This window comes from Olavius algarvensis spirochete endosymbiont (assembly GCA_900608495.1).
Classification (GTDB): domain Bacteria; phylum Spirochaetota; class Spirochaetia; order DSM-2461; family DSM-2461; genus UBA2779.
In genome coordinates this window covers 1-216 of sequence record UWYT01000127.1, presented here as the reverse complement: position 1 = coordinate 216, position 216 = coordinate 1, and the positions used below count along the sequence as shown (strand labels likewise).

The window sequence follows — 216 nt, the reverse complement described above, 5'->3', positions numbered from 1 at the left end:
CACCGCCTCCATTGTTTTCGTTGCCGTTGGGAGGCGAGCCGGCTGAGTCTGAACCGGAGGGGGGATTCCTAAAACCGGGGGGAATCCCAAAACCATAATCAGGGCTATAACCAGGCCAATTACCCCAACCAGAGCCAGAACCAGAGCCAGAACCCGAACCTGAGCCAGAACCCGAACCTGAACCAGAACCCGAACCAGAGCCAGAACCCGAACCTG

General features: G+C 57.9%; 1 protein-coding gene. It reads right to left on the bottom strand.

From position 1 onward, the window contains the following. The coding region (locus S1OALGB6SA_RS10100) for a hypothetical protein (protein WP_195910273.1) at positions 1-216 on the bottom strand (216 nt) is incomplete at both ends.